The 21,553-nt window shown below is 70.3% G+C and carries 22 protein-coding genes; 11 read left to right on the forward strand and 11 right to left on the reverse strand.

The genetic code is table 11. The features are described from left to right. The first annotated feature begins 32 nt into the window (after positions 1-32). Positions 33-440 carry a heavy metal-responsive transcriptional regulator gene (locus J7E87_RS20510; RefSeq protein WP_215095924.1) on the forward strand — a complete coding sequence of 136 codons (408 nt, stop codon included), beginning with the start codon at positions 33-35 and terminating at the stop codon, positions 438-440. Positions 441-1,241: 801 nt separating this feature from the next. Here J7E87_RS20510 and J7E87_RS35905 read toward each other — a convergent pair. The 3 genes from J7E87_RS35905 to J7E87_RS20520 form a co-directional block, all read right to left on the reverse strand. Continuing rightward, positions 1,242-1,370, reverse strand: coding sequence for a hypothetical protein (locus J7E87_RS35905; protein WP_285427352.1), 129 nt, complete (start codon positions 1,368-1,370; stop codon positions 1,242-1,244). 66 nt (positions 1,371-1,436) lie between these two features. Continuing rightward, positions 1,437-2,186 carry a hypothetical protein gene (locus J7E87_RS20515; RefSeq protein ID WP_215095925.1) on the reverse strand — a complete coding sequence of 250 codons (750 nt, stop codon included), beginning with the start codon at positions 2,184-2,186 and terminating at the stop codon, positions 1,437-1,439. A gap of 671 nt (positions 2,187-2,857) precedes the next feature. Next, on the reverse strand, positions 2,858-4,198 hold the full coding sequence (locus tag J7E87_RS20520; protein WP_308312984.1) for a SpoIIE family protein phosphatase: 1,341 nt from the start codon (positions 4,196-4,198) through the stop codon (positions 2,858-2,860). 270 nt (positions 4,199-4,468) lie between these two features. Here J7E87_RS20520 and J7E87_RS20525 point away from each other — a divergent pair, with 270 nt between their 5' ends. The 3 genes from J7E87_RS20525 to J7E87_RS35175 all read left to right on the forward strand — a co-directional run bounded on the left by J7E87_RS20525 (position 4,469) and on the right by J7E87_RS35175 (position 6,288). Next, the gene (locus J7E87_RS20525; RefSeq protein ID WP_215095927.1) at positions 4,469-5,119 is read left to right on the forward strand and encodes a TetR/AcrR family transcriptional regulator; all 651 of its coding nucleotides are present in this window, start codon (positions 4,469-4,471) and stop codon (positions 5,117-5,119) included. Next, positions 5,116-6,003, forward strand: a complete 888-nt coding sequence (locus J7E87_RS20530; RefSeq protein ID WP_215095928.1) for an alpha/beta fold hydrolase — start codon at positions 5,116-5,118, stop codon at positions 6,001-6,003. Before J7E87_RS20525 ends, J7E87_RS20530 begins: the two co-directional genes overlap by 4 nt. A 132-nt stretch (positions 6,004-6,135) precedes the next feature. Further along, complete coding sequence (locus J7E87_RS35175; RefSeq protein ID WP_251017713.1) at positions 6,136-6,288, forward strand: hypothetical protein; 153 nt, start codon at positions 6,136-6,138, stop codon at positions 6,286-6,288. Between the two features lie 116 nt (positions 6,289-6,404). Here J7E87_RS35175 and J7E87_RS20540 read toward each other — a convergent pair whose 3' ends face one another. Then, positions 6,405-6,824 carry a molybdopterin-binding protein gene (locus tag J7E87_RS20540; protein ID WP_215095929.1) on the reverse strand — a complete coding sequence of 140 codons (420 nt, stop codon included), beginning with the start codon at positions 6,822-6,824 and terminating at the stop codon, positions 6,405-6,407. A gap of 413 nt (positions 6,825-7,237) precedes the next feature. Here J7E87_RS20540 and J7E87_RS36515 point away from each other — a divergent pair, with 413 nt between their 5' ends. Both J7E87_RS36515 and J7E87_RS20550 read left to right on the forward strand, forming a co-directional pair. Then, positions 7,238-7,624, forward strand: coding sequence for an ATP-binding cassette domain-containing protein (locus J7E87_RS36515; RefSeq protein WP_374195198.1), 387 nt, complete (start codon positions 7,238-7,240; stop codon positions 7,622-7,624). Positions 7,625-7,734: 110 nt separating this feature from the next. After that, the gene (locus J7E87_RS20550; protein ID WP_251017714.1) at positions 7,735-9,690 is read left to right on the forward strand and encodes an RICIN domain-containing protein; all 1,956 of its coding nucleotides are present in this window, start codon (positions 7,735-7,737) and stop codon (positions 9,688-9,690) included. On the opposite strand, the gene J7E87_RS20555 is transcribed toward J7E87_RS20550, so the two are convergent. The 4 genes from J7E87_RS20555 to J7E87_RS20570 all read right to left on the reverse strand — a co-directional run bounded on the left by J7E87_RS20555 (position 9,644) and on the right by J7E87_RS20570 (position 13,473). Then, entirely contained in the window at positions 9,644-10,435 is a 792-nt protein-coding gene (locus J7E87_RS20555) for a VOC family protein (protein ID WP_215095930.1), read from the reverse strand. The genes J7E87_RS20550 and J7E87_RS20555 overlap by 47 nt on opposite strands. 617 nt (positions 10,436-11,052) lie before the next feature. Next, complete coding sequence (locus tag J7E87_RS20560; protein WP_215095931.1) at positions 11,053-11,670, reverse strand: LysE family transporter; 618 nt, start codon at positions 11,668-11,670, stop codon at positions 11,053-11,055. A 70-nt stretch (positions 11,671-11,740) separates the two neighbouring features. Beyond that, positions 11,741-12,784 carry a rod shape-determining protein gene (locus J7E87_RS20565; protein WP_215095932.1) on the reverse strand — a complete coding sequence of 348 codons (1,044 nt, stop codon included), beginning with the start codon at positions 12,782-12,784 and terminating at the stop codon, positions 11,741-11,743. A 131-nt stretch (positions 12,785-12,915) separates the two neighbouring features. Next, complete coding sequence (locus J7E87_RS20570; protein WP_215095933.1) at positions 12,916-13,473, reverse strand: hypothetical protein; 558 nt, start codon at positions 13,471-13,473, stop codon at positions 12,916-12,918. 251 nt (positions 13,474-13,724) lie between these two features. Here J7E87_RS20570 and J7E87_RS20575 point away from each other — a divergent pair, with 251 nt between their 5' ends. After that, the gene (locus tag J7E87_RS20575) at positions 13,725-14,309 is read left to right on the forward strand and encodes a hypothetical protein (protein WP_215095934.1); all 585 of its coding nucleotides are present in this window, start codon (positions 13,725-13,727) and stop codon (positions 14,307-14,309) included. A 31-nt stretch (positions 14,310-14,340) separates the two neighbouring features. Here J7E87_RS20575 and J7E87_RS20580 read toward each other — a convergent pair whose 3' ends face one another. Next, the gene (locus J7E87_RS20580; protein ID WP_215095935.1) at positions 14,341-14,784 is read right to left on the reverse strand and encodes a MarR family winged helix-turn-helix transcriptional regulator; all 444 of its coding nucleotides are present in this window, start codon (positions 14,782-14,784) and stop codon (positions 14,341-14,343) included. 89 nt (positions 14,785-14,873) lie between these two features. On the opposite strand from J7E87_RS20580, the gene J7E87_RS20585 reads away from it, so the two are divergent. Beyond that, on the forward strand, positions 14,874-15,893 hold the full coding sequence (locus J7E87_RS20585; protein WP_215095936.1) for an NADP-dependent oxidoreductase: 1,020 nt from the start codon (positions 14,874-14,876) through the stop codon (positions 15,891-15,893). Positions 15,894-15,958: 65 nt separating this feature from the next. Next, positions 15,959-16,381, forward strand: a complete 423-nt coding sequence (locus J7E87_RS20590) for an organic hydroperoxide resistance protein (RefSeq protein WP_215095937.1) — start codon at positions 15,959-15,961, stop codon at positions 16,379-16,381. 57 nt (positions 16,382-16,438) lie between these two features. Here the strand turns inward: J7E87_RS20590 and J7E87_RS20595 are convergent, their stop codons facing one another. Beyond that, on the reverse strand, positions 16,439-19,015 hold the full coding sequence (locus J7E87_RS20595) for a M14 family zinc carboxypeptidase (protein ID WP_215095938.1): 2,577 nt from the start codon (positions 19,013-19,015) through the stop codon (positions 16,439-16,441). A 302-nt stretch (positions 19,016-19,317) separates the two neighbouring features. Here J7E87_RS20595 and J7E87_RS20600 point away from each other — a divergent pair, with 302 nt between their 5' ends. After that, a complete protein-coding gene (locus J7E87_RS20600) occupies positions 19,318-20,106 on the forward strand; it encodes an EI24 domain-containing protein (RefSeq protein ID WP_215095939.1) in 789 nt (262 codons plus the stop codon). 14 nt (positions 20,107-20,120) lie between these two features. Here the strand turns inward: J7E87_RS20600 and J7E87_RS20605 are convergent, their stop codons facing one another. After that, the gene (locus J7E87_RS20605; RefSeq protein ID WP_215095940.1) at positions 20,121-20,846 is read right to left on the reverse strand and encodes a carbon-nitrogen hydrolase family protein; all 726 of its coding nucleotides are present in this window, start codon (positions 20,844-20,846) and stop codon (positions 20,121-20,123) included. Between the two features lie 83 nt (positions 20,847-20,929). On the opposite strand from J7E87_RS20605, the gene J7E87_RS20610 reads away from it, so the two are divergent. Then, a complete protein-coding gene (locus J7E87_RS20610; protein WP_215095941.1) occupies positions 20,930-21,538 on the forward strand; it encodes a LysE family transporter in 609 nt (202 codons plus the stop codon). Positions 21,539-21,553 lie beyond the last annotated feature (15 nt).

Consider the following 21,553-nt stretch of genomic DNA (forward strand, 5'->3'; position numbering starts at 1 on the left):
CGCGCTGGAAGGTCCAGGCGTAGCTTGGAGGCATGCGCATCGGGGACCTCGCCACGGCCTGCGGACTGACCGCCAAGACCATCCGCTTCTACGAACAGGCCGGCCTGCTGCACGCGCCGCCGCGCACCTCGGGCGGCTACCGTGACTATCCGTCCGAGGTCACGTCTCGGCTGGCGTTCGTCGGCGACGCCCAGAGCGCCGGGCTCACTCTCGCTGAGATCCGCAGCATTCTCGCCCTGCGGGACTCCGGCGAGGCCCCCTGCAGCCACGTCACCAACCTGATCCATGAGCATCTGGCTGACATCGAGAAGCGCATGTCCGAGCTGCGCAAGACCCGAACCGCCCTACGCGGACTCGCTGATCGGGCCGCCGGCACTGATCCGAGTACCTGCACGGATGCGGACATCTGCAGCATCATCGGTGGCTCAACACGGGGGTGACAACGCGCGGCCGGCACTTCGCCGGCACACTGCTCCCACGTCTGCGGCTCAATCGAGCAATGGGCTGGTGGTAGGCGCGAGGGCCGACCAGGTTGGCTCTCGCGGCCCAGCCGCATGCGTACGGAGCGCGGTTCCGGGTCGTCGACCGGCATCTGGACCAGACCCGGAAATCACGCGCGCCATCCAGCCACGCACTCTGGAAGCCCTTGGCCCCCTTCGGTGTGACATACGAACGGTGTGACATACGAACTGGCCGCACGCGAGAGGGCAGTTCCGCAGCCCTGTGACAGATGCTTCGCTGCTCGCCTCGTCCATCGTGGCGGGTTGGCGCAGCTGACCGGGTCCACCTCGCGTGATCGCTGGCATCGGGTGCTGACGTCCTGCCGTCCGACATGGTGTCTAATTGCAGTCGCGCGCGGGGTGCTCAGAGACCGGTCTACATCGCCGGCTCCGCCTTGGATTCGCGCGCCCCTCGACTCCGGACGGTTTTGTATGCCTGCTGCTTCTTCCCGTCGCGATGCCGTCCGACCCATTGAGAACTCAGCCGCTTCTCCAACTGCACCACAGCATGACGATCTGTTTCTCGAGCCGCACTTCAGCATCGAGCTGCCGCCCTTGGAAGAGGATGAAGACGACCTCACAACACCTCTTCCCATGCCTGCACGGCGGCGGTCGAGGGTAATGGGAGGTCGTTGACCATCGCCTCCAGGCAGGTCATGAACCGCGGTTTGCCGGCAGCTGAGCTACACCGACCCCAGGGAGTGTGCACTCTGGGTGACGTGGCAAGTGCACTGATCGTTTTCATCGCCGTCTGAGAGCGGCGGCCGGCGAGCGAGCGTGCACCGAGGCGGCAGGGACGAAGTTCTGGGCCTGGCGCACTCCGACCACGACCTGGTTGTGCTCCTTGAAGCCGCCGGTCTGCGAGATCATCCCTGCAGCCTTCGCTCGCGCGTGCACGCGCGACGCCGCTGATTCCCGACCGCCGCTTCGCGCCGTTCAGGGCTGCTGGGCTGTCTCGCCGCGGGTGCGCTCGTATTCGGCCTGGTCCAGGATCTGCCAGGCGGCCTGGCCAATGGCGAGGACGCCGCGGGCTGGCAGGGGCACGTCACCGATCCGCGGATTCTCCTGCAGTTGAACGGGGCGTCCGAGGTCTGCGCCATCAAGCGTGGCTCGTGAGGCGTCGATGAAGTACATCTGCTGTGGCATCAGCGTTCCGGGGTGGCCGCTCGGCATCACGCCGGTCATCTCCAGGCGGCCCAGCCCCAGCGCCCGTGCCAATCGCTCGCGCGCCCCCACCAGGGCTCGGGGACGCCATGTCGCCAGCGGCAGCGCCACGCTGACGTGGTTCAGCAACCCGAGAAGTCGGGTCACGGAGGCGGTCAGAGTCCAGTTCAGCGAGGGTGAATCCATCGTCACCCTCAGGGAGGCCGGGGCCGTCCACGTGAGACCGATCCGGGCGTAGCCCGTGTGATCGCAGGCCGCGCCGTAATACCTCGGGCATGCCGTGTCGAGTCGCTCCCCGTCGACGTAGATCGACCACCTGCCGCTCGGGTCGCGATGCCACACCGTGCGATAAGGACCGAAGGAGCTCTCCGGAAACACACGCAGCGCGAGCACGTGACCGGAGTCGAAAGGCAGCCCGAACACGCCCCAACCCTTCACGTACTCGTGGTTCGGCCAGGGGGCCCGTCCCCGTCCCGCCGGGATCCCCGACAACTCGGACGACAAATCGAGCATCTGCGCCACCTCGTTCCGGACAGCTCCGGGCCTGAACCCAGAATGCCAGCAACTGACCGGCTGGACACTGTGGGACGACCAGGGCCACCTCGTGAACGGCGGCACCACCAGCCGGGCCGCGCGCGGTCGCCGATCTTCAACAAGCGATGGTTCTTTGAGGAGTGCGCGCAGTCGTGACAGGCTGCTCCGCCCCAGCACCCGTTGGAAGGGGAATCCGCTGCGCGGAGGTTCGGGTTGCCTTTCCGGGCTGGCGCGATCGCTCTCGTGCACTTCGATCCCGTCCAACCGGGACGCGGTCAGGACACAAGGACAGGAACAGACTGACAAAGACGAAGCAGCGCCGACACGGCTGGCCCCCTCTGAACTGCAAAAACGTCGCGGATCAGCAAAGATCGACAAGGGCCGCCAAGATCCCCAAAGGGCTCATAATCCGTCGGCCGTGGGTTCGAGTCCCACCCACCCCACCGCGCGCTACGCGTGCAGAAACGATCCGAGCAGCGGAGACGCCTCGGCAAGGGCCGCCACGGAAGCCGTGGCGGCCCTCGCTGTAACCCCGCACCAAGATCAAGAGGCCTTGCGGCGACCCGCGAGTGTCCGAGATTTCATCCATCTGGTCCGGGTGCCTGCCGATCTTGTTCGCGCGGGACGCCGTAGCGGCAGCGCGACGTCCGCGCCCGACCCTAGGTGTCGGCGCTCCCGTCCTCGGTGGCGGTGGCTGTGGCGGGGCCCGCATGGGGTGGGGGTGTGCGGACCGCGATGAGGGCGACGTCGTCGCTGCTGTCCTGCGCGAGGCCGGTGAGGAGCTCGTCGCAGAGGGCTCCCAGTGGTTCCTGGGCGAGGGCTGCGGCGTGCTGGCGCAGTCGGGCCGCGCCGCGGTCGAGGCCTTCGGTGCGGCGTTCGATGAGGCCGTCGGTGTAGAAGAGGATGGTGGCGCTCGCCGGCAGGACTTCGGTGGCGTCGGGGCGTTGCCGGGTGGGATCCACTCCCAGGAGCATGCTGCGGCCGTGGTTCAGGAAGCGGGTGTCGCCTTCGGCCGTGATCAGCAGCGGAGCGGGGTGGCCTGCGACGGCGTACTGCAGGGCCCAGGGCTGACCCGCCGCGGGTTTCTCGACCAGCGCGTATATGCAGGTCAGGGTCTGGTGTGGGTAGAGGATGCTGTTGGCCGCGTCCAAGCGGCCGAGGATCTTGCCGGGTGGCTCTTTGCGGTCGCAGGCGATGCCGCGCAGCATGTTGCGCATGTGGCTCATGGTGACGGTGGCCTGCAGGTCGTGGCCGGCGACGTCTCCGATGATGAGGGCCGTGGCCCCGCCGGGCAGGACGAACGCGTCGTACCAGTCGCCGCCGACCTGGGAGGTTGTCAGAGCGGGCTGGTAACGGGCGGCCAGATCCAGCTCTCCGAGCGTGGGCAGCTCGGGCAGCAGGGAGCGCTGGATGCGCTCGCCTGTCTTCTGGACCTCGGAGTACAGGCGTCCGTTGTCGACGGCGAGCGCGACGCGATGTGCCAGGTCTTCCGCCAGCGGAAGACTGTCCTCCTCCAGTGCCATGGTGCTCGTCATACGTGCCAGGGTCAGCGCGCCCAGGACCTGGCGGCGGGAGCGCAGCGGGGCGATCACCACCGTGTCCGCTCCCAGGCGGTCGAAGAGTTCCAGTTCCCTGGCGTGCAGAGGATCGGCCGCGGACTCGGGCGCGGAGCACGACGTGACGAGCAGCGGCCCGGCCCCCCGCAGGGCGCGGGCCAGTGAGGCGGCCGAATCCTCGGACACGGGTGGCAGTTCACCCTCGTACAGGCCGGGTGCCAGGTCCGGCTCACGGTGCTCGATCACTTGCCGGCGCAGACGGCCATGCTCGTCGAGCAGATCCACCGCGCACCAGTCCGCGAGGCTCGGGACCAGCGTGCGGCACAGGCGTCGCAGTCCCGCGTCCAGGTCGAGGGTGCTGGCCAGTGCGTCGGCGGCGTTGGTCAGCAGTGTCAGCCGGTCCAGGGCGTGCTGCACCGCCCGGTCCACCTCATGGGAGTCCACGACCGGCTCGTTATCCACATCGGAACCCATCCGGGGCACCCCTTCCCCATCCGCCGGCCCGCCACAGCCGGCTCCGCGCCTCGCGCCGCGCGGCCGTCTGGTCCGTTCTCATCTCCATGCTGCCGCATGGCCGGGTCCCCGGCCTGTGGCGCCGTCGCCAGGCAACGCCGGGACGGCTGAGCCAATCAATTGATTGGCTATATCGCCTCTCGGATGTGTTCATCAGCAGTGCATCTTGATAGGTTCCCAATCAATTGATTGGGGTACCAGATGCCGGAGCGTGCACGATCGGCGGCGGTCACGGCTGAACTGCCCGAGCGGGCCGCGCCGCCCGGTACCGCGGGGCGGATCCTCCACGCGGGCCTGGAGCTGTTCGCGGAGAAGGGTTTCAGCGGGACCTCGATCCGGGACATCGGGGCGCGAGCCGGGATCAACTCCGCGACCCTGTACTCCCACTACAGGTCGAAGGAGCATGTGCTGGCCGCGCTCGTGCTCCTGGGGCACCAGGAGCTGCACGTCCGGCTGCAGCGGGCTCTCGTTCGCGCGCAGGCAGGCGCCGGCAGCCAACTCGCCGCGCTGGTACGGGCCCACGTGCTGGCGCATGCTGAGTACCCACTGCTGGCACTGGTGGCCAATGCCGAAATGCATGCGCTCGGGAGCGACGCTGCCGCGCCCGCGCTGGCCTTGCGCGAGCAGTCATGGCAGTTGCTGCTCGTGGTGCTCGACGAGGGCATCCGCGCGGGGGAGTTCACCGCCACCGATCCGCTGCTCGCAGCCGCCGCGATCGTCGGCATGGGCCGGCAGGTCGCCCACTGGTACGGGCCGCGGCAGCCGTACACCCCCGAGCAGATCGCCGACACCTTCAGCGGCTACGCCCTGGCGATCGCGGGCGCGGCCCAACACGACCGGGAGACGACATGAACGAGCCGACCGAGATGGACCTGCCTGTCGACGGTGGCACCCTTCGCGTGCTGCGCTTCGGCAACGGGCCGCGCGTCGCCGTCGCCGCGCACGGCATCACCGCCTCGGGGATGTCGTTTCGTGCGATGGCCCGCCATCTGCCCGCCGAGTGGACCCTGTACGCGCCGGACCTGCGCGGTCGCGGCGGCAGCACAGGCACGCCGGGCCCCTACGGCATCGACTGGCACGCGGCGGACCTCTGCCTGGTGGCCGAGACGCTGGGCGGGGGCAGACCGGTCGCGCTGACCGGACAGTCGATGGGCGCGTACGTCGCCCTGCGCGCCGCCGTCCGCAGGCCCGAGCTGTTCGACCGGCTGCTGCTCATCGACGGCGGGCTTCCGCTGCCGGTGCCCGAGGGCGCCGATCTGGACCTCCTGCTCGATCTCACCCTGGGCCCGGCCATCGCCCGGCTCTCCCAGACGTACGAGAGCGATCACGCGTATGTGGACTTCTTCCGCGCGCATCCGGCGCTCGGTCCTCAGTGGAGCGAGGACATCGAGGCGTACGTGCGTTATGACCTCTCCGGGCCACAGGGTGCGCGGCGTTCCAAGGCCCGCGAGGACGCGGTGCGGCAGGACGGGCGGGATCTGCTCGGCTCCGCCGACGCCTTCGGCGGTGACCTCGGGCGGCTGACCGTACCGGCCCTGCTGCTGCACGCCCCGCTTGGCATGCTGGGGCAGGCGCCGCCGATGCTGCCCGCGGTGGTGGTCGAGCACTGGGTGCGGCAAGTGGTCTGCCTCGACGCCCAGTTGGTCGAGGGCTCCAACCACTACACGATTCTCATGGGCACGCACGCCAGGACCGTCGCCGAGCGGTTGGTCAGCCTGCCGTCAGATGCAGCTTGAGCGCCAGGTGCACCTGCAGGGCCCGGTCGCCGTGGCGCCATCCATCGCCCAGGAGCGTGCCCACCTTGTCGATGCGCCGGCCGTTTCGCGCGAGAGTCGCATCTCAATGAGTACGCGGACACCAACAACCTGGTGATCCTCTACCCGCAGACCGACATCAGCATCGTGCGGGGCAACCCGCAGGGCTGCTGGGACTGGTGGGGGTACACGGGCAGCGACTACGCCCGCAAGTCGGCGCCACAGATGCGGACGATCCTCAACGAGGTGCACGCGCTGGGCGGCTGAGGTGGTGGCCCGGCGGCCCTGGCCTTCCCAGGGCTCCGCGGCCGGGCAGCGAGCGGCGGCGCGGGTCCGCGCCGCCGCGTCGGCCGATGAACGGCTGGTCGGTTCGCTGGTCGCGATCAGGCCGTGGCGAGGGAGACCTCGGTCGACTTCATCAGCGCGACGACGGAGGACCCGGCAACCAGGCCCAGGTCGGCGACCGCGTCCTTCGTGATCACGGCGGTCAGCTCGGCGCCCACCACGGCGACCTTGACGCTCGCCATCGCGCCACCGGCGGCTACGTCGGTGACGGTGCCGGGAATCTGGTTGCGGATGCTCAGGCCTTCGACGGTGGCGGTGGCCAGCGCGACCTCGGTGGACTTCACCAGGGCCCGTACGACGGAGCCCGCCGCGAGGCCCAGCTCGCTGACGGCGTCCAGGGTGATCGCGGCGGTGATCTCCTGGCCGCCCTCCAGGCGGACCCTGACGGAGGCCATCACTTCGCCGGGCGTGACCGCGACGACGGTGCCGGGGATCTGATTGCGGATGCTCAGGCTCATGAGGCCACCGTAGCCACGGGCCCGGGAAGTGGCCGGGCACCGCACTTGGGACTTCCTCCAATAGGTCCGGCATTTGCCATGAATCAGCGGCCCGGGCGTCACCGAGGCGCTGAAGCTGTCGCTGCTCGTCTCGTTCTGGGCGCTCGGCCTCTCCCTGCTGCTGGGGGTGCCAGTGGCCTGGCTGCCGGATCGTGTCGATTTCCCCGGCAAAGCGCTCGTACGCTCCCTCGTGCTGTTGCCGATGGTGCTGCCGCCGACCGTCGGAGGTGTACGGGCCATCGCCTGGCGGTACTCATCGCCCTGCGCGGCCGCCGGTCCGCGGGGGCCCCGGCCAGGCACCCGGCAGGCAGCGCCCGGAGGAGGCACCCCAGCCGCCTCCCGCCGAGCCGGCCAAGGACTACAACCTCCCCGAAATGCGGGAGAGTTGGCCGCTACGCGCAGAGGTCACCGGCTTCAACGAGCTCACCCTGGACGCCGAACCCGGCGCCACCATCGCCGTCGTCGGCCCCAACGGCGCGGGTAAGACCACCTTGCTGCGCGCCCTCCGCGGCCTGACCCCGCGCGCCCGCGCCGCGCTTCGCCTCGGCGACGCCTGCTCCACGGTAGTGACCATCCAACTACATCCAACTCTGAACAAAAGTCGAGTAGTTCTTTTCATTTCCCGACAGTGCCCGGAATGGTCGCGGTTCCCGGAACTCTTGTTCCACACCTGTGGGTTGTGTAAGGGTGAGCTTCCTCACCGTCCCAACAACAGGCCGATTTTGTTCAGCCGTTCGAATTTAGTAGCGGTATCGGTATAGACCAAGCAGCACGAGCCTTTCAGCTGACAGAAATGTCAGGACCGTTAACCCGGGCCCGACCGGAACCGTGTTCAACCCCCCACCGCAATGCCCTGGATGGAAAGACATCTATGCAGAATCCCCGTACTTCGGGTCCCGTCCCTCCTCCCCGTACCGGTCTCAGCTCCGGGGACTCCGACGAAGGTCTCGCGGCGGCACTACGGGCCGGCGGGGCGACGGGCGAGGCCCGCGCCGTAGCGGTGGTGCTGGCGAGGCACTGGCAACCGGTGTTCGACTATGCGTCGATCTGCGCCCCTTCGGCCCGGGCGGCGTCCATGCTCGCCACCGCGGCCTCCCACAAGGTCTTGGAAAACCTGCGGCAGGCCCGGACGACCGCGGCGCTTCGTCCGCTTCTCTTGATGACTGCCCGTCAAATCGGCAAGGCGTGGGCGGCGGACGAGCGCATCACCGCGCTACCCGAACTCCAGAATCCGGACACCGGACACGCCGTGCCTGTCGACATGTTCACTATCCCGGAGAATCGGGGGCTGATCGCGCGGGCTTTCCAGGCAATGCCGGACGCCGCTCAATGTCTGCTGTGGCACGTCGAGGTCGAGGGGGAGGGTATATCCGTACCGGCGGGTTTGCTGGCCGTCGACCCCCGTGGCGCCGCGGCCCAGCTCGAACAGGCGCGTGAAATCCTTCGGGAAGGCTGCCTGCGGGCCCATCTGGAACTCGCCCCGGACATGGAATGCCGTCACTACAACCGGCTGCTGGACATATCCCTGCGCCGTGGCGGACCGCTGATCCCCGACATCCAGGCGCATCTGGCGGAGTGTCAGCACTGTCGCTACGGCGCCGAACAGCTCAACCAGGCCGACGGCCGGCTCGCGCTCCTGCTGGCCGAAGGCGTGCTCGGCCCGGCCGCCCGGCCCTACCTCGACTCGCGGCCCGCCCGCAGCAATGCCCGCCCCCGGACGGCCAGAACGGTCCCGGTGCCCAGCGCGGTCCGCGGCGCCGGCCGTCACTCGCGGGGCGGTCGTCCGCGCTCGCTGCCCCGCGTCACCTTCCAGGGCCGCCCCCTGTCGCTGTCCCACCGCGGGCGCGGAGCCGTCGTCACCGGCCTCGGGGTCGTGACCGGCCTGCTCGTCGTCGCGGCCGTCGTCACCGAGCTCTGGCCGGAAGACGACAGCCATGCGGGACCGGCCATCCCGAGCGGCTCCGTCAGCGCGGTCCCCGCCCCCGGATCCCAGCTGCCCTCCAGCCCCGCACCGCAGCCGTCGACCACCTCCGCGGCGCTTCCCACGGGCCCGCTCAGCACCAGACTGCGCAACGTCGACTCCGCCCTGTGCCTCGACATCCTCGACCGCATGGCACAACTCGGCGCCGAGGCGACGATGGCGCCCTGCTCCAGCTCCGTGACCCAGCAGTGGGTGTACGAGAACGACGGCCTGCTGCGCAGCGCCGCCGCCCCCGAACTGTGCCTCAACTCCCATGAGCTGGACGGTGTGATGGTCCTCGCTCTGTGTGCGGACCCGGCGGCGGCCAACGCCGCGGACGTACGCTACGACCTGACGATCCAGGGCGATGTGATTCCGCGCTGGAACGACGGACTGGCCGTCGTCCCCACCGCCGCGCAGACCGGAGCGACCGTGGTGGTCAAGGTCCGGGACGGCTCATTGGCGCAGCGCTGGGCCACAGACAACGTTGCCGTCGGCTCGCCCAGGACCCGGCAGAGCGCTGATTCGGGAAATCCGCCCGCCGAGGAGGTCAACACCTCTCCCTCGGACGGCAAACCCGCGCCGCCCGTGGGCACGGGTGCGGTGCCGGATCCCCATTCCACGGCCCGGCACGGTGAGGACCCCCGGTCCGATGTCCGCCGCGCCGGAGAGGACGGGTCCGGATCCGGCCCGGACGCCCGGCCGCCCGGACCGTCGCCCGCGGCTCCGGGGCCGCGCGACGCCGGCGGCCAAGACCTTCACGGTCCGGCCTCCTCACCTCCGCGGGAGACCGGTCACGCGGACGGGGATGACAAGCGCGTCAAGTCATCTGCGGCATCTCGCCCCGGGTCGTCTGCAGATCGATGACGGAGAACGCCGCGCCCTGCTGGTCCGCGACCGCCGCGAAACGGCCGAACGGGCTGTCCATCGGGCCGAAGTGCACCTGCCCGCCGCGGTTGGCGACGGTGGCCACCGCGGCGTCGCAGTCCGGCACGCCGAAGTACACATTGATGTACGGCGGGACCTCGGGCGGAAAGTCGTCGGTCATCTTCATCCGGCCCGCCACCGGGCGGCCGTTGATGTTCCACACACAGAAGTCGATCTGCTCGTCGGCCATCCGCTGCACCTCGAAGGGGAAGACGGCAGGGTAGAAGGCGTCCGCCTTCGCGGCGTCGCGGGTGGTGACTTCCGCCCATGCGAACGAGCCGGGCTCACCCGTCTTCTCGAAGCCTTCATGGCTGCCGGGCTGCCAGGCGCTGAAGTACGCGCCGCTGGGGTCCTGGGCTGTCACCATGGCGCCGAAATCGCCGACCTCCATCGGCTCCATCGTCAGCGCGCCGCCGTTGTCACGGATCTTGGTGGTCGTCGCGGCGATGTCCGGGGTGGCGAAGTAGAGATTCCAGGCGGCCGGGGTGCCTTCCGTGCCAGGCATCTGCGGGGAGAGGGCGGCCACGGCCTTGCCGTCGGAGTACGCCTGTGTGTAATAGCCGAACTCCTGCGAGCCTTCGCCGAACGTCCAGCCCAACAGGTCACCGTAGAAGCTCTTGGCGGCTTCCAGGTCGGGGAACATCGCGTCGGTCCAGCAGGGGGTGCCTTCGGGTTGCGCGGCCATGGGAACCAAGCCTCCGGTCGAGGAATGCCATCCCTCCCACGCTATTCGCGCGCCCGCGGTGCCGCGCGCCGAGCGGGTCGCCTCCGGCGCGGGGGTCCGCGGTGCGGGTCTTGGCCGTTCCCGGGTGCGGGGGTCCGGGGTGCGGGTCCAGAGCCGTCCTCTGTGCCCGGGGCGGTGCGGGGTCGCGGTGCGTGTCTTGGCCGTTCCTGGGTGCGGGGGTCCGGAGTGCGGGTCCCCGAGCCGTCCCCTGTGCCCGGGGGTCGCGGGATGCGGGTCTGGGGCCGCTCCGGGGCTCGTATTCTGGACTGCTTTCCTCACCGCGCTTCGCGCGAGTTGCGCCGCTTTACGTCCAGAACACGACCCCTGCGCGTCCCCCTGCCGGTGAAGGCCCTGGGGCAATCGGCGTCGCGAAGTTGCCGCTTACCGGCCCCCACTACACCCGGCATCTGCCCCCAAGTGGGGGGCCTGGGGTCTCCGCGTCGCGGAGCCGTCGCTTGCTGGGGGTGCCCTCACGCGAATGCCCAGCAGGTCTGGGGCACCGCCCCAGTTTCGGGATGGGGGTACCTCCCAGGCGGAGCTCTGGGGGACAAGCACCCGCGCCCCGGGCACCCTGCGCGCTACGGCAACGGCAGCGCCACCTTGACCGCGTACACCGCGACCAGCCCGTACCCGATCCGGAAGGTCCACGCGCGCGCCGTGTCCGAGATTCGCGTGCCCGCCAAACCGCTGACCGCGACGAGCAGTTGCTGCCACGCCAGGGAGGCGACGAAGACCCCGCCGACAAACACCGCGCCGGCCGTGCCTCCGCTCAGAGCCGCGCCCTGAGCCGTGGTCAGGGCGGCGAAGTACAGGGCGGTGGTGGGGTTGATGAGGGTCAGCGCGGCGAACCGGGTGAACGTCCGCACCGGGCCGGTGCCCGTGCTCTCGCTCTCCGGCGCGGGCCCCGTGTGCCGCGACGCGAACAGCCCCCGCACCGCGATCACCGCCAGCACGGTCGCCGACACCAGCCGGACCCAGGCCTCGACGCCGGAGAGCGCGGAGGCGACGAGCGGGCCGAGCGCGGTTGCCGCGGCGGCGTACGCGAGGTCGACGACGGCGACCGCGGCCGCCGCGGCCGCCGCCCCGCGGCGGTCGCGCATGCCCTCCTGGATGAGGAGTACGCCCATCGCTCCCACGGGCATCGCCACACCCAGGCCCGCTGCCGCGCCCGCCATCGCAGTCGTCCACATACTCATGGCGCACAGCGTCGGACCCGGGCCACGGTCGGCGCGACTGATTTACGCGCCCCCGACCGCCTGAAGGCTCTCAGCCGGCTTCGGCCAGCGGGTCGAGGACCAGCGGCTGGATATTGCCCTCCAGCATCGCGCCGAGCCCCAGTACGGCACAGACGTCGGGCCGGTCGGCGATGTGCACCGGCATCCCGGTGGCATCGCGCAGCATCTGGTCCAGGCCCGGCAGCAGCGCGCTCCCGCCGACCATCATGATCCCGCGGTCGGCGAGATCGGCGACCAGGTCGGGCGGGCAGTCCCGCAGCACCTTGCCGATGCCGTCCAGCACGGAGGTGAGCGGGGTGTGGATGGCGTTCCGTACGGCGGCGGTGTCGACGCGCACCGAGCGGGCGAGGCCGGTCGCCACGTCCCGGCCGTGGATCTCGGTGGACGCCGGTCCGTGAGTGTTGAGGCCGTTGCCGCTCAGCGCCAGCTGGAGGGGGCGTACGGACTGGCTGGGCAGCATCAGTTCGTGCTGGTGGCGCAGGTGCTGGATCACCGCGTGGTCGATGGCGTTGCCGCCCACCGGGATCCGCTCGGCGGTGACGATCGCGCCGAGCGAGAGCACGGCGACCTGCGTGGTCGCCGCGCCGCACACCATGATCATGGTCGCGGTGGGCTGCTCCACGGGCAGCCCGCAGCCGACGGCCGCGGCGATCAGGGTGTCGACGAGCTCGACCCGGCGGGCGCCGAGGCCGACAAGGGTCTCGATGGCGGCGCGCTCGGCGAGCGGGTCGCTGTCGTGCGGGGTGCAGGCGGCGGCGCGCAGCCGCGGCTTGCGGCGCAACTGGCGGCGGAGCTTCTCGCCGAGGAGGAGACGGAGCATCCGCTGGGCCATCTCGATGTCGACGACGGTGCCGCCGGCGATGGGACGGGCGACGCGGATGTAGTCGGGCGTACGGCCCGTCATCTTCTCGGCGAGCGCGCCGACCGCGATCAGCGCGCCGGTGCGGGTGTTCACGGCGGCGACGCTCGGCTCGTCGACGACGAGCCCGGCCCCCTTCACGAAGACCCTGGTCCTCGCGGCTCCCAGGTCGACGGCGACATGGCAACGGCGCAACTGCTCAAGACTGACGGTCACGGCGGATCCTCCCGAGTGCGGTACTTGATGGCATCGTGCGACCGCAACGGGAAGTGCGCGCGCTGGGTGAGCCGGTCGGGGGTATGGAGCTGACGATCCGCCAGATTCGTTGGGCCGATCGGGCGGCATTACTACAGCAGCCTCTGCAGCAGTCCCCAGCAGAACTCCGCCACGCGCTGCTCGCCGTCGGGGAGGGTGAACCGCAGCTGCCATCGCGTCGGCGCCGAGCCCTCCATCGGTGTGGCCGGAGGAAAGGCGCGCGCCACCTCGTCCACCGTGCACGACCACGGCACCAGGTCATCGGCCGTACGCAACTCGGGTGCCGCCGCCCCCGGGGCGCGGACCAGCCATTCGTTCCACACCGCCCCGCCGTCCGCTGCCAGCACCTCGAAGCGCAGATCGGGCCAGAGCGGTACGGGCCACAGCAGCGCGTCGCACTCGAGATCGCCGATCCGCCGCCGTACGACCTGCTCCGGCTCCCCGAGCGCCGAGCGGTAGCGGGCGAGGGCGCCGCGGCTCCTCGGTGAGCGGACCATGGCCTGCCAGCGGCGGTTGGCCTCGCGCATCTCGGCGAGGGACGCGCCCAGTTCGTGGCGGGCGTCCTCGACCGGGCCGGGCTGATGGTCAGCCATCCGGCGTAGCAGTACCAGTTGGAAATCGCGGGGTCCGAACGGTGCGGCATGGGTCATGTCCGACATCGTGCCCCGCTGCCGAGGGCGAACGCACCGTCAATGACGGGAAGTCGGCTCGCAGCCGAGATGAGAGTTCCACACAGAATCCTCACAGAGTCATCCACCGCTGGTCCTTCCGCGCCGCATAGCCTGCGGGCGCCATGGATTACTGCAACCAGTGCCGTCGGCACCTCAACGGCGCTCTGGCCTGTGCCGGCTGCGGTACACCCGTTGAGGAGCTCCGGTATCAGAGCCCCGTTGCGCCCGCGGTGGATCACCCCGTCCTGGAACTGGACGAGGTGTCCGAGCCCGCGGGCCATCGGCGTGCCCGCCACCAGCCCAGTCCCCGGCGCAAGGCCGCGGCCGGGCGCCGGGCCCGTAAGCGGCGTGGCCGCAAGGTGCTGCTCGGCACGTTCGGCCTGGTGCTCGCGGCGGGTGCGCTGAGCCTTGCCGAACTGGCCATCGAGGATCAGGGCGACGACGGTGCGGCGACCGCCGTCAAGGACGATTCGAACGTCGAGACGGAGCCCGCTCCGGAGCCCACGGACGTCGATGTGACCCCCGAGGGCCCCGATCCGGTGACGGAAACGCCCGTCTCGGCATCCAGTTCCGCACGCCCGACGGCAACCGGCACCGGCGGTCCGGGCGGCGGCGCAGGGAAGCCGACCGCCACGAGCGGGGGCGGCGGCAGGCCGTCCGCCACGCCCTCCGCCGTACAGTCGTCCGCCAGTGCCCAGCCGTCGAACCCGGGGCAGCCGAGCGGGTCGGCCTCGACCCAGCCGCCGCCCCAGGGCGACCCCCCGCCGACCCCGACGCCCACCCCCTGCGAGAAGTTCCTCTGGTTCTGCGTGTAGGCATCGGGCGACCGAGGGCTGGGGCACGCCCTTACGGCACGGCCGGAGCCTCTTCGCCCAGCATCCGCTTGAGCAGGTCCCGCAGCATCGTCCGCTCCACGTCCGACAACTCGGCCAGCGGCTCGCGCGCGAAGTCCAGCGACTCCCGCAGCCGGCGCGCGGTGTCGACCCCGTCCTTCGTCGGCGCGGCCAGCTTCACCCTGCGGTCGTTCGGGTCGGGGCGTCGCTCCACCAGTCCGCGGGTCTCCAGCCGGTCCACGATGCCGGTGATGTTCGACGGCTCGCATCTCAGCTTCTGTGCGACGTGGCGCATGGGCATCGGCTCCAGGGTCAGCAGTCCCAGCACCCGCGCCTGTGCGCCGGTGAGGGAGTGCTTGGCCGCGGCCTGCTCGTACTCCGCGTAGTAGCGCGCCACGACGGTGCCGATGAGCTCGACGACTTCGAGGGTCACGGGGTCTGTTCGCGGGGTGGTCATGGCAACAGAGTACCGAGTTACTTGACAACATGAAATATCCAGGAGCATGGTTGTTTCACATGGTGAATCTTTTCTAGGAGGTACGCAGCATGTCCGCACTCCCCGCGTCCGGCCGTGAATGGCACCTGGTCGCCCGTCCGCACGGCTGGCCCAAGGTGGAGGACTTCGCTCTGCGTGAGGCCCCGGTGACCGAGCCGGGCGAGGGTCGCATCCTCGTACGCAATCTGCACTTCTCGGTCGACCCGTACATGCGCGGCCGGATGAACGACGTGAAGTCGTATGTCCCGCCGTTCCAGCTCGACCACCCCATGGACGGCGGCGCGATCGGCGAGGTCATCGCCTCGAACGCCGAGGGCTTCGCCGTGGGCGACCACGTTCTGCACGGGCTCGGCTGGCGCGAGTACGCCGAGCTGCCCGCGAAGCACGCCACCAAGGTCGACGCATCCCTCGCCCCGCTCTCCGCCTACCTCGGCGTGCTCGGCATGACGGGTCTGACCGCCTACGCCGGGCTCTTCGACGTCGCCTCCTTCAAGGAGGGCGACGCCGTATTCGTCTCCGGCGCGGCCGGCGCGGTGGGCAGCCAGGTCGGCCAGATGGCGAAGCTCAAGGGCGCCTCCCGCGTCATCGGCTCGGCGGGCTCCGACGAGAAGGTCAAGCTCCTGGTCGAGGAGTACGGCTTCGACGCGGCCTTCAACTACAAGAACGGCCCGGTCGCGCAGCAGCTGAAGGAGGCCGCCCCCGACGGCATCGACGTCTACTTCGACAACGTCGGCGGGGACCACCTGGAGGCCGCGATCTCCTCGCTCAACGTGCACGGCCGCGCGACCATCTGCGGCATGATCGCCCAGTACAACGCCACCGAGCCGACCCCAGGGCCGCGCAACCTCGCCCTGGTCATCGGCAAGCGGCTGCGCCTGCAGGGCATGCTTGTGAACGACCACACCGCGCTCCAGCCGCAGTTCGTCCAGGACGTCGCGGGCTGGATCGCCTCCGGCGAACTCAAGTACAACGAGACCGTCGTCGAGGGCATCGAGAACGGCTACGAGGCCTTCGCCGGTCTGCTGCGCGGTGAGAACACCGGCAAGATGATCGTTTCGCTCAACCAGTAGTCTCGGCCTCAGCCACCACGGTCGTGGGCGCGAGCCGCGGTGAACAAGCAGGAGGAATCCTCTTCATGTCCATCCAGCAGTCCGACGTCCTCTACACCGCTGTCGCCACCGCGGAGAACGGCCGTGACGGCCGCGTCGCCACCCCGGACGGTCAGCTCGACGTGGTCGTCAACCCGCCGAAGGAGATGGGCGGTTCCGGGACGGGCACCAACCCGGAGCAGCTCTTCGCCGCCGGATACAGCGCCTGCTTCCAGAGTGCGCTGGGCGTCGTCGCACGCAAGGAGAAGGCCGACATCTCCGGCTCGACGGTCACCGCCGAGGTCGGCATAGGCAAGAACGACGAGGGCTTCGGGCTCATCGTCAAGATCTCCGCCAAGATCCCGAACGTGGACGCGGCCACCGCCAGGGACCTGCTCGAGAAGGCCCACCAGGTCTGCCCGTACTCCAAGGCGACCCGCGGCAACATCACGGTCGACCTCGCTGTCTGACCGGCACGGCGCAGATGAGGGCCGCACCCCCTCCGGGGTGCGGCCCTCGACGCGTACTCAGCGTGTGATCAGCGCCCGGCCGACCTGAGCGAACACGCCCTTCGGGTGGTCGCGGAACAGCGGCTCGGTGCCGAACAGCACGACCGCCGTGCCCTTCGCGCTCGTACCGCTGACGATCGACGCGCGCCCGGCGGCGTCCTTCGGGCCGCCCTTGCCGTCCTGTGCCGTACGCCAGTGGCCCGCGACCAGGGGGTTGCCCGAGCCGTACGACTGCTCCACCCGCACACCCGGGCCGAGGTCGGTGAACCACAGCGGGGAGTACACGAAGGTGTGCGCGGGCGCGCCGCCGGTGACCGGGCTGCCGGCCGCGTTGGCCACCCGGACAACGCCGTTGGCGTCGCCGTTGCCCGCCACCGGCTTGACCGCGAGCAGTCCGGCATCGGCGTTGAACGCCGCGCCGTCCGAGCCGAGGCCGACCAGACCGCCGTCGCCCTCGAGGAAGGCGCCCAGCGCGCCGCGGGCGGCCGGGGTCAGCTTCCCGTACTCCAGACCGCCCGAGACCATCAGCACATCCGCCTTCGACCAGTCGAAGCCCGAGTTGAGAGCGGCCGTCGACACCGGCTGCACCTCGAAGCCCATCTCGCGCAGCGCGAACAGCTCACCGGGGGTCACGGACGCGGCGACCCTGGTCCGGTGCAGCGCGCCCGTGCCCTTCTCCTTCGTGGCCGCGAAGGCGACCCCGAGACGGTCCGCGAGCACGCCCGCCACACCGCGGGCCGAACCCGGCACGATCGCCGAGCCGTTCGCCGCGCGCCGCACCTTGATCCCCTGCGCGAGCAGGGAGTTGAGGGCGGCGAGCTCCTTCGGGTCCTCGAGCCGCAGCCGCAGATCCCCGAACGGGGCAACGTAACCGGTGGCCGCCGCGGCGTGGACCGGGCGTCCCACCACATGCAGTTCGCCCTCGGCGGCCTTCTCGACCGTCGCGCCCCAGAGCAGCCCGAGGCTCCAGCCCGAGATGTCGTACATCGTGGACACGTCCGCGCTGATGTCCCGGCCGTCGGCCAGGATCACATTGGCGATGCCGCGCTTGGGCTGGCGCATGTCGACGACGTACGAACCCGCCGGGTAGCTGCGGCCCGCGAGCCTGAACGGCAGCACCGCCCGCTCCACCCGTACGTCATTGGCGAGAAGATGGTCCACCAGCCGGGCCGCCGCGACCGCCGACCTCCCCCGGACTCCGTCCGGGTGGACCCCCGGGCCGCCCCCAGCCGGAATGACGTACGCGCGCGGGAAGGTCGTGGTGTACACGTCCTCGGGCCCGATGCCCGGCACGCCCGGCACGGTCTCCTGCGACACCGGCCGCTGCGCCTCGCCCGCCGCGCCCCGCCGGAAGGTCTCGATCTGGTCGGCGATCACCGACGTGCGGTGCGTACGCGTGTAGTCGAGCGTCGCGCGCATCGCCGCGCCCGCGACGGCCGTGTTGATCGCGGCCCTGCGGCGCAGCTCGGCGACCGGCAGGGAGTCGTACTCCTCGTTGTTGACCGCCATCGGGAACTCGATGGTGTGCGAGGCGATCCCGCCCTGGAACGGCATGTACTGCGGGGTGAAGATGGGCGGCCAGTCGTCCCAGCCCTCCTTCTCGTCCCTGAAGGGGATGACGGCGGGCTGCACACCGTCCTTGGCGGGGGTGTAGCCGAGGCCGTTCACCGCCTTCTCCATGCCCAGCGCGTTGGCGTACGAGTTCTTCAGGAAGAGGTCGTACTCGTAGTTCTCGCCGTGCGGCGGAGTCGTCGGCTCGATCAGCGTGCCGTTGACGTAACCGTGCAGATCGAGCATCAGGGCCGGCTGCTTGTCGATGGCGATCCGCCGGATGGCGCGCGCCTCGGGCTGGGATCCGGTGATGAAGTCCCGGTTGAGGTCGAAGCCGTTGGCATTGGCGCGGGTGCCGGCGATGCGGCCGTCCGGATTGGCCGTCACATTGAGGTAGACACGGTTCCTGGACAGCAGGTCGGCGGTCGTGCCGTCCTTCGCCTTCGCCAGTTCCTCGATGAGCTTCAGGGCGGCATCGGTGCCCTCCCACTCATTGCCGTGGATGTTGTTGTTGATGAACACCGGCGTCTTGTAGGCGGACTTGACGCGCTTGTCCTTGGCGGCGGCGGCCGGGGAGTTCTCGATCAGCTCCCGCATCCGCTCCTGCTCGCGCGCCTGCCGGGAGGTCTCGGGAGCGGTGACGGTGACGAGATACAGCTCATGACCGCCGGCGGAATGCCCGGCGACCTCGACGCTGACCCGGTCGCCGAGCTTCTGCAGGGCGTTCAGGCGCGGAGCGAGCGCGTGGTACGGCGCGAGCCCCAGCTTGATCGACTTGTCGGCCGGGTTCACGGGCGGCGCGTCGAGGACGGTACGCCGCGGGTAGCCGCCGCTCTTCGCGAGCTCGGGGGCCGCGGTGCGCAGCGCATTGGCCGCGGCCGAGAGGGGAGCCTTCGCGGTTGCGGCATCGCGCCCGCCGCCTTCGCGTACGGGATGCGGCTGTGGGCCGTCGCGACCGGGGACGGCGGTCGCGGGCGCGGGCGCGAGAAGCACCGCCCCGGCGAGGGCGGCGGTGGCGATGAGAAGGGGGCGGGGCAAGCCCATGCGTACGTGCCTCCGGAGTGTCGGAATCGAAGGGAGTGGATCGGAGTGGATCGGAGTGGATCGGAGTGGATCGGAGTAGATCGGAATCGATCAGCACGACGATTAAGTCGTACGCAGGGTCTACAGGTTCAACTGCCGTACAACAAGAGCCGCTTGGGCGTACCCTCCGGGTCGGCTGTGCCTCTTGGAGCACCACGCGCCGGGCGGATCGCGGCCCACCCGTCCGGCGGATCAGCTCCCGCGGCGCCGGTCCGGCCGTGCGCGGCCCGACGCCGACTCCGGCACCCCGATAAGCTGTGTGTATGCGTGATCTTGGGGTGGGCTTCGGCTATTTGGTGAAGGGCCAGCGCTGGGTCGGCGGGCACGGCAAGTGGTTCGGCTTCGGGCTGCTGCCGGGGCTGGTGACCCTGGTGCTGTACGCGGCCGCCCTGGTCGGACTCGGCTACGGCGCCGACGATTTCGCCGCCTGGGCGACGCCCTTCGCCGGGGACTGGTCCTCGCCCTGGCAGGGCCTGTTCCGCGGCTTCCTGACCGTGCTGGTCTTCTGCTTCGGGCTGTTCCTCGCGGTGATCACCTTCACCGCGGTGACGCTGCTGGTCGGCCAGCCCTTCTACGAGTCGCTGTCCGAGCAGGTCGACCGCGCCGAGGGCGGCGACGTACCCGAGTCCGGCCTGCCGCTCTGGCGGGAGCTGTGGATCTCCGCGCGCGACTCGCTGCGGGTCCTGGCGCGGGTCGTGCTCTTCGGCGTACTGCTCTTCGCCCTCGGCTTCATCCCGGTCGTCGGCCAGACCGTCGTCCCCGTCATAGGCTTCTGCGTCTCCGGCTTCTTCCTCGCGCACGAACTCACCGCGGTCGCCCTCCAGCGGCGCGGGGTCGAGTTCAAGGACCGCCTCAGGCTGCTGCGGGGCCGTCGCCTGCTGACCCTGGGCTTCGGCGTGCCGCTGACGCTGGCGTTCCTCGTCCCGTTCCTGGCCGTGTTCCTGATGCCGGGGGCGGTGGCCGGGGCGACGCTGATGGCGCGGGACCTGGTGACGCCGGATCCGGCCCCGGAGCCGGTGAGTCCGGCCCGGCACACCCTGGACAAGGACTAGGACCAGGGCAGGGACTAGGAGCGGAAGGGAAGCTCCGCCACTGCGAGGCCAGGGGCGGCCTCGCCCGCGTCTACGATCACCGAACCGTCCGGGCCCCAGACGGCGCTGCCGCCGCGGCAGTCGCCGGCGCCGCTGAACCCCACGGCGTTGCCGAGAACCACGTACAGGCCGTTGTCCCTGGCCCGGACCGGGTAGACCGCCTCGAAGGAGTCGTTCTCAACATCGAGCGCCGAACTGGCCACATACACCTGGCAGTTGTCGTCCTTCGCGCGCTCGGCGAGCTCCGGGAAGCGGTTGTCGTAGCAGATCGCCAGGGCGAAGCGGACGCCGCCGAGGGTGAACCGGCCCTCGGCCGTCCCCGCCGCGAAGACGTCGAGTTCAGGGCCGTGCAGATGCCGCTTTTCGTAGCGGGTGAGCAGCTCGCCGCGCGAGTCGATGACGAGCGAGGTGATGGCGGGCCGCTCGCTGTCGGTGCGGGCGGCGGCGCAGTTCACCACGGCGGCTGTGCGGTGGGCGCGGCAGGCCTCGCGTATGGGGTCGAGCCGCGGATCGTCCGGCGCGACCCACAGCGCCGGATCCTTGGCGATGAGCTCCAGCTCGTACCCCGTCACGGCCAGCTCGGAGAACACGACCAGATCCGCGCCCCGGCCGGACGCCGCGTCAAGGAGGCCGTGCATGGCGTGGACATTGGCGCCGACATCGCCCGGTACGGACGCGAACTGCGCTGCTGCGATCCTCATGCGTCCTATCTTCGCCGTCTCACCATCCGGGAGGAAGCCCGCAATCGATTGCCCGCGGGGGCGGCGCTGGCGAGCATCGGCGCATGACCGAAGTGATCGCAGTCGCTGTCATTACCGTCCTCGCCGTCATCAGCCCGGGGGCCGACTTCGCGATGGTCGTGCGCAACAGCTATCTGTACGGTCGTACGACGGGGCTGCTCGGGGCGGTGGGTGTGGCCGCGGGCGTCCTGGTCCATGTCACATACACGATGCTCGGCGTCGGCCTGCTGATCGCGTCGTCGACGGCGCTCTTCACGGCGATCAAACTGGTCGGCGCCGCCTACCTGGTCTACATCGGCGTACGCACCTTCAGGGCGCGCGCCGACCTGGCGGTGGACCTGGAGTCGAAGCCGGGCCTGACGCGTCTGGGCGCGCTGCGCACCGGCTTCCTCACGAACGCGCTCAACCCGAAGACGACGCTCTTCGTAGTCTCCACCTTCACCCAGGTGGTGGGCCCGGACACCCACCTGTGGCAACAGGCGGGCTACGGCCTCTTCATGTCCTTCGCGCACCTGGCGTGGTTCGGCGTGGCGGCGCTGTTCTTCTCCGACTCCCGCCTGCGCACGGCGATGCTGCGCCGGCAGAACACCCTGAACCGCGCGATCGGCTCGGTCCTGGTGGGCCTGGGAGTCACTCTGGGCTTCGCCCGCTGAGTCTGCCGTGCCGGC

The organism is Streptomyces sp. ISL-1, assembly GCF_018614585.1.
GTDB lineage: Bacteria > Actinomycetota > Actinomycetes > Streptomycetales > Streptomycetaceae > Streptomyces > Streptomyces maoxianensis.